The organism is Nocardia sp. NPDC004123 (assembly GCF_053603795.1).
The window spans coordinates 273658-285787 of the sequence record NZ_JBSGGG010000002.1 but is presented as its reverse complement, the minus strand read 5'-3'; the positions used below and the strand labels follow the sequence as shown (position 1 = coordinate 285787).

Sequence of the window (12130 nt, the reverse complement as noted above, 5' to 3'; positions counted from 1 at the left end):
CGCCCGCCCATCCGGTTAGGGTGGTCCCGTTCGATCAGAGGCCGACCGGCCGTGTCATGACCCCCGCGACGGAGTAGACGATGCGAATCAGCCGCGATCAGGTGGAGCTCGACGACTACGGGCGCATCTGCTACGAGGACGAGCCCTACACCGGCGAGGTCGAGAAGTACGCGGACAACGGGCAACTGGTGCTGTTGTTCACCTACGACGACGGCGTCGAGGACGGACCCCAGCACGAGTGGTGGCCGGACGGCAGCAAGCGGTCCGAGGGCGTGACCCGCATGGGCTCCGCGGTGGGGGAGTGGCAGTACTGGTACGAGAACGGCCACCTCAAGGAGCGGGTGGTGCTCGACGACCAGGGCCGGGTGCTGGTCCGGCAACGCTGGAACGCCACCGGTGAACAGACCATGGACAAGACGACCCGCCGATGACCAAATTCACGGTGCGGCAACATCATCCGCTACGAGCCAGGTAACCTGCGGAATACTTGGCGTTCACCGGACCGTTGGGCTGTTCGTGAACTCTTCGCTATACCGGGCGAATATCCGCTCTGTATAGTTCAATTCGAAATGATCTTCCTGATGGGGGTCTCATGAGCCACCTCGTTGCCACACCGGACGCGATTCGCGCCTACGGAGAGGCCTCGGCCACGATGGCGAGCGCCGTCGCCGGTGCCGCCGCGGTCGACCAGGTCGCCACGGTCGCCGGGCTGGTGCCGGTGTTCGGGCTGATCGGTCAGGACTTCTTGCTGAGTTACGCAGGCGCACAGGGCAATCACCTGACGTCGGTCGCCGAACTCGCCGCCGTGCACGCGGGGACGGCGGTCACCGCCTACCAGGCGGCGGCCGATTACGAAGCCGTCGACGACGCCGCCGGAGTCGATTTTCTCTCCCTATCGCGGGACCTGTGAGTACGCCCTTCGACCAGGGCTCGACCGGCGCCGTGCAGGCCACGCCCGCTGCGGCGAGCGCCCAGTCGGTGGCGGATGCCTTGCGCGACACCAACTTCGCGCCGCTGCTGGACAGCCCGGTCGGCGATGTCCTGCAGACGCTGGGCCTGCCCGCGCTGCCGCAGCTGCCGGCCATGCCGCCGCTGCCGGATATGCCGCCGCTGCCGACCCTGGATCTGACCGCGCTCACCAAGCCGCTCACCGATCTGGCGTCCGCGTTCGGCACCGGCCAGCTGGGTCAGGGGCTGGACGCGTCGAAGATGCTCTCGGGCGTCTCGAGCGCGCTGCAGCAGGTGATGTCGATCGCCCAGTCGGTCATGTCGCTGGCCGGCTCGAATTCGTGGCAGGGCTCCGGCGCGACCGGCGCGGCGGAGAAGGGCACCGCGGCCCAGACCAACGCGCTGGAGCTGGAAGGCCAGAACCTGCACCAGAAGACGGTCATGGCCGGCGCGGCGACCTCGGTGGCCACCGGCGCGGCCCTGATGTCGGCCATCATCACCAAGTTCGTCACCGGTGTCACGGTGGCGGCACCCTTCATCGGCACCCCGCCCGGGCAGGCGTTCCTGCTGTCCCTGGCCAGCGAGACTGCGGCCGAGGCGACCGCGGTGGTGGCCAAGACCCGCACCGAGATGACGGTGCACAGCGCCAATATGACCACGGCCGGACAGAAGGTCAAGGTCACCAACGCCCCGAAGGGCGTGGACTCGCTCTCGCAGGTGTCACAGCTGCTGGGCCTGATCTCCCCGCTGAGCAGCGCCGCGAGCACGGGCGTGCAACAGCTGCAGCAGCTCCAGTCCATCAGCCAGACCTCCGACGTGCAGCCGACGCCTGATGCGGAACCGGTTGCCGCGCGGACGGATTCGGGCGCTTTCGGTGGTGGCGGACTCGCGCCGATGGGCGGTCTGGGTGGCCTGGGCACGCCCTCGGCGCCGCTCGGCCAGGCCAGCCCCCGCACCATGAGCGCGACCACCACGCCGCCGGTCCCCGCGCCCGTGCCGATGCCGGCCACCGGCGCGTCCGGCATGGGTGGTGGCATGGCGCCACCCATGGGCGCCGGCGCGGCCGCGCAGGCCGGTGACGCCGATGAAGAAGTGCGCACCACTATGGTCACCGCCGAGCACGGCGACGAGGTCGTCGGCGAGCTGGGCTACACCGGTGTCCCGGTGGTCGGCGCGGTCGGCACCAACGGCCCGCGCCCGGCCCAGTGAACCGGGTCGATGTTTGTCGGCGCGAGCGGGTAGGATTCGCGCGGAAAGGGAGGGACGATGAGCGAATTCAACTTGGGCGGTGTGCGTTTCGACGCGGACACGGTGCTGTCCGCCGCCGCTGACCTGGATGCCATGGCCGATCGGCTGGAGGCCGCCCTGGGTGCGGACACCCAGGCCCTCTCGGTGCCCGCCGCGGGCTCCGACAAGGTGTCACTCGCCGCGGCCGACACGCTCACCACGGTCGGCGCGTCCTTTGTGACGCAGAGCGGACTCGGCGTGGACGAGCTACGCAAGCTGGCCGCCGTGGTGCGCAATCAGGCGAACACCTTCGGCCAGGTCGAGGTCGACAACTCCACGGACTTCACCAACCTCTGACCGGCGGCGGAGCCCCGAGAGTTGGGCTACTCAGAGCGGCGGCGCGGAGGGGTGCTCGATGCGGGCGGGCATGGGGTCGCCTGCATCCGATTCCGGGTCGAACGGCGGTGTCGTCCCGGCCAGGCTGAGGTATCCGTTCACGCTTTGGGTGAGGGCGAATCCGTATCCGTCAGGTGTATTCGCATAGCCGCTGCGCGGCATCACCTCTCGCCCGATGCGCGTCGACCAGCCCTGTTCGCTCCACGCCCGCAGCACCAGATCGAAGTACCGATCCGACGCCTCGGGCGCGGTGCCGAGCACCCAGTACCGGATGTCCAGGAATTTCGGCCCGTCGTCGGGATCGTTGCCGTCCCAGGACAGTGCGACGCCGTCGTGGAACACCGCCTTGGGCAGGTCCGGATGGCGCAGCGCCAGTGCCATTTCCGTGGGTAGCGCCCGCAGCGTCGCCTCGAAGTGCCGCACCAGCTGCGCGCGGGCGGCGGCCTGCGTTGTCACTGTCGGCATTCCGTCCTCCTCTCGTTGATTCAACCGGGTGTCGATTCCCTCGGGTGCCCGACCACTCAGCCCAGCAGGTGGGTCCTGCCGGTGATGATCAGTCCCAGGCTGTCCCAGGATGGCTGATGGTTGGAATTGAAGTAGTTCTTGCCCCCGTGGTCGTCCGGGTTCCAGCCGAGCCGCGTCCGGCTGGGGGTGGTGCCGGACTCGAAAACCCTAGCGCCGAACTCCGGATCGGTCGGTGCGGGACCGTGGGTGGGCGGCATCATTACCAGCGAGTCGTACTCGGCCAGGGTCGCGAACACATGATCGCCGGTCTCGGCCGGATCGACACCGGTCAGGCGCAGATCTCCGACATTGGTGACGCCGGTGCCGAAGCTGCCGATGAAAACCAGTGCGTCGGTGTTCAGTTCGTGTCCGTGTCCGGCCGCGTGCCCCGCGGTGACGGCGCCGTAGGAGTGCGCGAAGGTGGTGATGTTCGCGGGCGGTCCCTGATGGGTGACGCGCAGCCCGTCGTGGAACTCCCGCACCTTGGCCGCGCCGCCCTCGGCGTGCTCGGAATGCATGGCCTGGATCAGCGAATTCGGGTTGTTGTAGGCACCGAACAGAATCACCGACGTCTCCGCGTGCGGATCGATCGCCAGGGCGGCCTGCCGCACCTGCGCCAGCGTCTCGAGCGCGTAGCCGACACCGCTGCGCCGCCGGAACGCGCCCGCGATTTCGACGACCACGTGGTCGGCGGTATCGGGATCGCCCAGGGCATAGATGTACTGGAGCTTCTCGTCGATATAGGCCAGGTGGACCTCGGGCATGCCTTCCTTGGTCGGCAGGTCGAGGTAGTTCTCCCGGATGTCCCGAATGATGTCCAGGCGGTCCTTGATCAGCTTGCGCTCGGCCAGGGTGTGCGGTGTCTCCGGTTCGGCCTGAGCCCGCAGCATGTCCTGCTCGGTCTGGTGCCGCAGCATCTCGAGGGTCTGCCGGTTGTACCGGTCGCGATCGGCATGCGGTATGCCGTCGCGGTTTCCGATGAACGGATCCGCGTGGTGCCAGGCGTCCTTCTCCTCGGGGGAGAGGTGCTGCCAGGCCTCGTGCAGCTGCGCCGGATCGGTCGGCAGCCGGTGGTCCGGATCGGTGGGCAGCCCGACCTCCGGTACCGGCGTGTGGGCGGGGTATTCCTCCGTGCCGGGCGGCCACCGGAACCAGCGTTCGCCGGTGCGGACGTCTTCGACCGTATGGTGGTCGCCCACGAGCCGGATCGGTCCGGAGTCCGTTGCGGGGCCGCCTGTTTCGTGTGCCTGCGCGGGATGGTCCGCCATTTCGCGCAGGTGCTCGAGATAGCCCGCCATTTCGCGTCGGTACTCGATGTGGGTCTTCATCACGGCCCCGTGGGTCGGGATGGACAGGAAGTCGAGCGCGTCCGCCGCCCGGCGTTCGAGCCGGACCGTCTCGACGTGCTCCCGATCGGCGGCCGACAATTCGGTGTCGGGGCGGCCGACATCGGCGAGCAGCTCGTCGACCCGGTTGCGCGCGTGCTCGCCGAGGTGTTCGGCGACGATCGCGCGGCGCTCGGCCGCGCCCGGTGTGCCCTCCCGCAATCCGAGTTGCTCGACCAGGGCCAGCGCTTCGCGACGGGTCTCGTCGTGGCCCTCCGGCAGCCGTTCGGCCAGCTCGTGCAACTGCCGGATGCGGCCGAGATCGTGCGCGGTGGGAGCGGCGTCGTGATCGACAGGTCCCGGTCGCAGGATGCCCGGATCCGGAATACGCGCCTGGTCGATCAGCCGTGCCAGATCCGGATCATGCTGTGCCAGTAGCCGTTCCACGGTGGGCGCGTGCTCCGGATCGTGCAGTCCCAGGTGGTACATCAAATCGTTGAGATCGCGGCGCAGGGGCGCCAGGGCATTGGGTTTGACGCGCTCCGCGACGCCTTCGCCGATCTGCTCGACCAGCACCCGGAGTTCGGCGAAGCGGCCGCCCAGATGTGAGGTCATTCGCGTCGGCCGATCGTCGACCGGATCGATGACCACGTTCTCGTCCTGTGCCAGCCGGATCTCGGCCAGCTCGTGCGCGACGGCCCGAACGACATCCTCGTCCCGGGCATGCGGGGAAACCTTGACGTCGTACCCGGTGATGTGCCCGGATTCGTCTGTGCGCGCGCGGAATTCGGCGACGGCATTGTCGGTGGTCGGGCCGACGCCCACGGTGATGTCGATCGGGCGGCCGTCGTGCGTCATCTCGAATCGACCGGTGTCGTGGTTCCACGCCACGCCCTCGGGCTCGATGAGCCGCAGATTGCCCTCGACCTTGCCGACCACGGATTCCAATGTCAGATCCGCCATCCCGGCCGGGCGCGCGTCACCGCGGAATTCGCCGACCGGACTCGCCGTGCCGTGCTCGGCCGGCGGATCCGCGTGCGGAGCCTCGATCGGGGTCGTCCGCTCCTCGGCACGTGAAGCCGCGGCGGGATCTACCGGCTCCCCGGTGGGTGAAGCCTCAACGGGGTGAGCGGGTTCCGCTGTCGGCGGGAGCCCGCGCGGTTCGGACGGTCCGCCGGGCGGATCCAGGGCGGACCGCGATGGGCGGAATTCATCGACAAGGTTCTCGGGTCCCGAGGGGAAGTCGGCGTAGCGGCCACTGAAGTTGTGGCATTCGCCCATGCTGTGGTTGCAGTTGGCGCAGTACGGGGTGGCCTTCGGTGCGTCGCCCTCGAACGGTTTGTAGGTCTGGGAATACATTTCGCCCAGGGCTTCCGGGCCGGTGGGCATTTCGGGCCGCCCTTGCCTGCGGAGTTCCAGGTTCGCCCGCTCCCGCGCCCACAGCGCCGCATTGGCGGCCTTGACTTCGGCGTGGCCCCAGGGCCGGTCGAAGTGCGGGTAGGGCCGAACCCCTTCGGGATAGCCGGGATAGGTCTTGCTCTCGGGTCTGCCGTCGCGGCTCAAGTTGGGGTAGCCACCCTCCGGACGCGCCAGCCCGGCGGCCTTCATCGCGTCGATATTGGCCTGCAGCGTGGGATGGCGCTCGTCCTTCGGGACGACCTCGTTCTGCTTGCCGTTGATCCCTTCGTAGGCGATACCGGTCCGCAGGTCGACCACCGCGGCGGTGACGTTGCCGTGCGACTTCGGGCCCACGTAGGTGCCGTCGGCCTGAGCCTTGGCCACTCGCTTCTGTGTCTTGACCGGCTTCTCGCCCGGCTGCTGCGAGAACTCATCGGCCGCGGCACGGATCTTGGCGGCCCGCTCGCGCGCGATCTTGTCGACATGCTCCTCGACGGGCCTGCCGTCGACGGTGGCGATGAGTTCGCCGATCTTCCCGATGCCACCAGGATGCTCGTTCAGGTCCGCGAGCGGCTTGGTGTCCGTGGTGGTCGGGGCCGCCTCATGATCGTGCGTGTGCACAGTCTGCGGATGTAGGTATGCCTCAGGGATATTCGGGTGCGCGTGACCGGCATCGTGCCCGCCCTGCTCTTCGAGCTCGTAGCGGTGCGCGAGCTGAGCATCGTGCTCGGTCAGCAGTCGGCGCACGGTGTCGGCATGGGTGGGATCGTGCATGCCGAGGTGGCCGGCGAGCTCGCGCAGGTCCCGGCGCAGACGCGGAAGTTCGTGCGCGTGCGCCGGATCGGCGTTCGCGCGGTCGATGTGCTCGGTGAGCACCCGCATTTCGGCGAACCGGCCGCCCAGGTGGCTGGTCATCGTCGAGGGGCGATCATTGTGCGGGTCGACGAGGATGTGCGGGTCCTGTGCCAGCCGGATCTCGGCCAGTTCGTGTGCGAGCGCGCGTGGCACGTCCACATCGCGTGCGCGTTCCGAGAGCACCACCTCGTAGCCGGAACCGTCTGCCCGCGCATGGAATTCGGCCACGTTGCCGTCTTTGGTGGCGCCGATCCGGACGTCGACGGTGCGGCCGTCGGGGAGCCGGAAGTGCTGTTCGTCGTGGTTCCACACGACGTCCTCCGGGGCGATGTGCCCCAGATTCTCCCGGATCTGCTCGTGGACGAATTCCGGTTGGAGGTGCTCCGTGCCCTCGCGGGCATCGCCGTGGAAGTCGCCGATCGGGCTCGCGTTCCCGTGCTCGTGTGTCCCGGGGGCGTCCGGCTCGTAGGAGATGGTCCAGCGATGCTCGGGCTGTGGCGGCGAGTATTCGGCCATCCGCTCGTGCGGCAACTTGTTGCTGCCGCCCGCGTCGATTGTGTAGTAGTAGTCCCGGTTTCCGGGATGCTCGAAATCCTTTTCCTCGATGAGCTTGAACGGGTTCGCACCTTCCCGGTGCGCCCCTTCCAGCGCCTCCCACAGCTTGGTGCCCAGAATGTGGTAGCGAGTACCGGGATCGCCGCCGACCTTGTCGGGTTTCATGTCCCACTGGATCTCGACGCGTCCGCCGGGCGCGAGGATCTCCGAAAGATGCCCGGCGATGGCGTGATACGCCGCATCCGGGAGTTTGGCGCTGACATTGTTGATGAAGACCCGCGCGATATCACCGCCGAGCAGGTGGCCATTGCCCAACATGTCGCCGTACACCATGACGGTGCCGGGTTCCATGAGCGGCCCGGCGTCGAGCAGGCCCAGATCACGGCGGCGCTGGGCGCCGATCGCGGCATCCGCGAGTTCGGTCTTGATGATCAGCCCGCCGCCGGCGCGGTCGGCCGCCGGGGTCATCTCGACCGCGAATGCGCCGCGGCCGACACCGACATCGATGGTGTGACCACCCGCCGCGGCCGCGGGAACCGAGGGCCGTGGCTGGCGCTCGATGGGCTCGTTGTGCTCGCCGAACCGATACTGCTCCAGCGGAAGCCGATGCTGTGGCTGCGGGCGGGGCATCACCTCGACCGTGGACAGGCCGTCGACCGCATCGTGCAGGACGACTGTGTACTCGATATTGAGCCCGTGCTCGGCCGCCGCGCGGTTGGCGCGGTCGATGCCGCGCAGGAAGTCCGTGAGGGTGGTGTGCTCTCCGCCGACGTCCATCCGCCCGGTCGCGTGATCGATGGTGGCGGTGATGCGGTCGGGCGCGGTCGCGAAAGCATCGGCGGCGGCGTGCATCTGCGCGAAGCGTTCCGGGCCGAGGGCATCGCGCGCCGCCCGCGGCATGCCGTCGTGGAAGCCGTCGATGGCCCGATGGATGGCAGCGGCCTGCTCCGGGCCGCGCAGGGTCGGATGGTTGATGGCCGCATTGATCGGATTGAGCGCCTTCAGCAGGCCGGGCACCTGGCCCCGGGCGGGCCTGGCCTCCTCCTCGAAGAGCCGCTCGAATAGGCGCCGCGAAAGCTCCTCGCGCATACGGCCGTTCAAGCCCTGCTCCTCGGCGCGCAACAGATCGCCGGCGTGCTCGCCGGCCATCAGTTCACGCAGCCGGGCGAGATGATTCTCCGCGGCGTGCTGGAATTCGTCCTCGGTGAGGTGCTGGTTGAAGGTCGGCCGATCGGAGAGGACGCCCGCCTGTTCGAGCGCTATCCGGTGTGCGAGGTCCGGATCGTGCGCGGCCAGTAGGCGTTCCACGGTCGGTGCGTGCGCCGGATCGTGGAATCCGAGGTGGTCCATGAGATCGTGCAGGTCATGGCGCAGCCCGGGCAGCTCGGCGGCCCGGGCCGGATCCATGACGGCTCGATCGACATGGGCGGTGAGCGTGCGCAATTCGGCGAAGCGGCCGCCCAGGTGCGTGGACATGCGGGTGGGCCGATCGTCCCGCCGATCGATCAGGATGTCGTCGTCCTGCGACAGGCGTATCTCGGCCATTTCGTGTGCGAGCGCGCGCACGACGTCCTCGTTGCGAGCCTTGTTCGACACCCGCACGTCGTAACCGTCCGCGCTGGGCTCGAATTCGGCCACATGCCCGTTCGAGGTCTCACCGACCTCGATCCGCACGATGCGCCCGTTCGACAGGACGAAGTGGTTCTCGTCCGGATTCCAGGCCACCCCTTCGGGGGCGATGAGTCGCAGATTGTCCTGAATCTGCTTGTGCACGACATCGGGCGTGAGATCGCCCTCGGTGCGGGCATCTCCATGGAAATCGCCGACCGGACCCGCCGCGGCGACGTTGTATCCGCGTGAGTCCGCGGGTCGGTTGCGGTCCGCGTGCTGGGGCGGGTCGACGGGAATCGGGAGGATGGTCGCCCCGTCGGGGTGCGCGTTGGGCGAATCCGCGTGATCACCGGGCGATTCGTGGTGATCGCCGGGGCGCGTGGGCTCGCCGGACAGGTTCAGGAAATCGTTCGGTCCGCTCGCGTGCGCGTCCACGTGCTGCTCGTGGTCGCCGGTGGAGACCGGCTCGGCGCGCGGTGCGGTCGGTTCGACGCCGGTGCGGGTCGCCTGCACCGGGGCGTCCGGCCGGGTGGCGCGGTCGACCCCGGCGCGGGTGTCGGGGGTCCTGGGCGGGCTGCCGTCCGTGGGCTTGGGCGCCGTGCCGTCGGCCGGCCTGGCGGTGCTGCCGTCCGTCGGGGTCCGGAGCGGATCGCGCGGTGCGACAGGCGATTTGGCCGGGTCTCCCGCCGGTGCGCGAGCCTCGCCGGGTGCGCCGTGCGTGGACGAGGTCGTCGCGCCCTTGGCGGGTTCGCCGTCGGCGCGGGTGGTTCCGTCGTTCGAGAAGTTCGTCGCGGTCGTGGAATTCGCTCCACTGGACGGATCCGAGGTGTGGTCCGAGACGGATTCCGGTGTGCGCGCATCCACCCCGGTGTCATGTGTACGAGCCGGATCCATCGCGGCCGTCGCGTCTCCGGCACGATGCTCCGGAGTGCCGCTCGCGTCGGGCCGCGCCGCGTCGCCGGATGGCGAGCCCGAGTGGTCGCCGACCGACTGGGTGTCGGCCGAACGCTGCGACGGGGAATCAGTTGCGCCGCCGTTGTCCTGCGCGTTCGCGTCCAGTCGCTCGCGCCTGCCGTCGGAGGTGAACGAGCCGTTGTTGTCGGACCGGTTGGAGTCGCCACCGTGGTCGGCCTGCTGGTCGTGTGCATGGTCGACGGGTGCCGGGCCGGCCGCCGTCGGGGCACTGGCCGCATGCAGCTGGGGGCCACCGGCCTGCTGACCGTTGTCGCCGCTCCGCTCGCCGGTCGAATCGCCCGGATTCCCGTGCTGTCCGTTGGCGCTGGGGTCGGCGGGGGTGCCGTGTTGTCCGTTGGCGTTCGGGTCGGCGGGGGTGCCGTGTTGTCCGTTGGCGTTCGGGTCCGCGGGAGTGCCGTGCTGTCCGACACTCGGGTCCCCGGCCGTATTGTGCCCGTTTCCGTTGGCGTCGGCTCCGGGGGTGTGCCCGTCCGGGGTGGTGCCCGGTTGGTCGAATGTGGCGGGTTTGGTGGTGGTTTCACCGGGGAGATGCGTGCTGCCGTCGCCGGTGTCGTGCCCCCGCATCGGGCCGTTGTGGTTGGTGTCGCCGTTGTATCCGTGCAGGCCGCTGGGTCCCGCCCCGCCGAACGCGCCGCCGGTCATGGAGCGCGGGTCGAAGCTCCAGTCGCCGTTGACCAGTCCATTGGCGAGCCAGCCCGCTCCGGCGCCGCCCACCCCGGCGGTCGCGCCGGTGAGCGCGCCGTTGAACGCGCCCTTCCAGCCGCCCATTTCGGTGGGCAGGGCGTGGTTCGCGCCGAAGCCGATCGCGCCGCCCGCACCGCCGGACAGTCCGGCGACCAGTGCGTTCTTCCCGATCGCGCCCCAGTCGAAGCCGTGCCCGTGCCCGTCCAGATTCTGGATGGACTCGACCAGCAGTTCCTGCGCGGTGGACTGGATGACGGAAGTCACCGCGCCCTGGCCGATCTCGTAGATGAGCTTCGGCAGGACCTGCTTCAGCAGCGCATTGGTGATCCGGCCTTCGATCATGCTCTCGATCCGCCTGACGAACCCCTCGCCCAGCTCACGGAACGCGATGCGCGCCGAGGCGAATACCGCGGCCTCCGATTCGGGCGCGAACGGCCCGGTGGCCGCGGCCCAGGCGAGCTCGCCCAGCAGCCACCCGCCCGCGATATAGAAGTTGAGCTTGGCCGACTGCAGTTGATCGCCGAATCCGTCGGCGGCCGTGGACAGCTGGCGGTAGTTGTCGCCGAATTCCTTGACCGAGCCGTGCCCGGAGTCGTCCCCGTAGCGCAGCGGCTTTAGCCATTTGATGATCTCTTCGCCGCCGGTGCCGTCCGGATAGGCCTTGTCGAGCGCACCGAGCAGGTGGTCGAGGTCCTGCAGTAGGTCGTCGGCCTGTCCCGCAACCGATTCCAGGTCACGGGCCATCTGCCACATGGTGTCTTCGTTGCCATGCGGCCATTCGGAGCCCACCAACCAGCTCAGCCATTCGAGCCACGATGGAAACTCCAGCGCCACAGGCCACCTCACGCCGGTCGGTTCTGATCTTGGCGAGACCGACTGTGCCACAAGGAAGCAGGTGAACTCAACACGAACGCCAGATGAGTTGCCGGTGACCGGCCCGGGTACACCCGGCGGTGATAGGGTCCGGCGGGAAGGAGGCCGCATGGGCGAGATTTCGGGAGCGCGGGCAGAACTGGACCGGCTGGGTGCGGTCCTGCGTGCGCAGCTGGTCGAGCTCATCACCGACCTGGCCCCGGAAACCAACCTCCGCCTGCTGTTTCTCGACGAGCCGACGATCGTCGGATGGAGCGAGCCACCGCGCTACCAGTACTCGGGCCTGATCCGCGGCGAGCGTCCCGCGACCGTCTCGGCCGCCGATATCGCCCGGCGCGCGGCCGCTCTCCTCGGCGCGGCGGGCTGGGAAGTCGGTGAGGCGCAGGACTCCACCGGTCCGAAACCCGCCGTGGTGGTCACCGGTCAGCGTGACGGCATCGGCATCGAAGTGCGTGTGGGCGACCATACTTCGGCGGTGATGTTCAGCGGCCGGACCCCGGCGCTGGCGCTCCGCGACCCGGAGGAGTTCCGGCTGCCGGACCCGGTGCGCACTCCCGAGACCCTGTCTCCCGGCTTCGTCCTCTGCTACGAGTGCGGCGGCCTGGGCTTCTGCCCGGAATGCGGCGGCCGGGGTCGGCTGCCCGACGGGGAGATGTGTCCCGAATGCTATGGGGCCCGAGTCTGCCCGATCTGCCAGGGCGCAGGCCAGCTCCTGATCTCGGAGCTGTCGCCCTACCAGCGCACCCACTATCCCGAATTGCGCGGGACCCCCGAGTAAT

At 69.1% G+C, this 12130-nt stretch carries 7 protein-coding genes; 5 read left to right on the top strand and 2 right to left on the bottom strand.

All coding sequences use genetic code 11. The features are described from left to right. The first annotated feature begins 80 nt into the window (after positions 1-80). From ACWEQQ_RS03720 to ACWEQQ_RS03705, 4 genes are all read left to right on the top strand, one after another. Positions 81-431, top strand: a complete 351-nt coding sequence (locus ACWEQQ_RS03720) for a toxin-antitoxin system YwqK family antitoxin (RefSeq protein ID WP_379394533.1) — start codon at positions 81-83, stop codon at positions 429-431. A gap of 161 nt (positions 432-592) precedes the next feature. Next, the gene (locus ACWEQQ_RS03715) at positions 593-910 is read left to right on the top strand and encodes a type VII secretion target (RefSeq protein WP_452338335.1); all 318 of its coding nucleotides are present in this window, start codon (positions 593-595) and stop codon (positions 908-910) included. Continuing rightward, a complete protein-coding gene (locus tag ACWEQQ_RS03710) occupies positions 907-2157 on the top strand; it encodes a hypothetical protein (RefSeq protein ID WP_452347009.1) in 1251 nt (416 codons plus the stop codon). The genes ACWEQQ_RS03715 and ACWEQQ_RS03710 overlap by 4 nt, the downstream gene beginning before the upstream one ends. 57 nt (positions 2158-2214) lie before the next feature. Continuing rightward, the gene (locus ACWEQQ_RS03705; RefSeq protein WP_452338337.1) at positions 2215-2532 is read left to right on the top strand and encodes a PE family protein; all 318 of its coding nucleotides are present in this window, start codon (positions 2215-2217) and stop codon (positions 2530-2532) included. Positions 2533-2562: 30 nt separating this feature from the next. Here the strand turns inward: ACWEQQ_RS03705 and ACWEQQ_RS03700 are convergent, their stop codons facing one another. Together ACWEQQ_RS03700 and ACWEQQ_RS03695 are read right to left on the bottom strand one after the other, a co-directional pair. Then, the gene (locus ACWEQQ_RS03700) at positions 2563-3036 is read right to left on the bottom strand and encodes a hypothetical protein (protein WP_452338338.1); all 474 of its coding nucleotides are present in this window, start codon (positions 3034-3036) and stop codon (positions 2563-2565) included. A 56-nt stretch (positions 3037-3092) separates the two neighbouring features. Further along, positions 3093-11462 carry an alpha/beta hydrolase gene (locus ACWEQQ_RS03695; RefSeq protein ID WP_452347008.1) on the bottom strand — a complete coding sequence of 2790 codons (8370 nt, stop codon included), beginning with the start codon at positions 11460-11462 and terminating at the stop codon, positions 3093-3095. On the opposite strand from ACWEQQ_RS03695, the gene ACWEQQ_RS03690 reads away from it, so the two are divergent. Continuing rightward, positions 11461-12129, top strand: a complete 669-nt coding sequence (locus tag ACWEQQ_RS03690; RefSeq protein ID WP_452347007.1) for a hypothetical protein — start codon at positions 11461-11463, stop codon at positions 12127-12129. The genes ACWEQQ_RS03695 and ACWEQQ_RS03690 overlap by 2 nt on opposite strands. Position 12130: the final 1 nt, after the last annotated feature.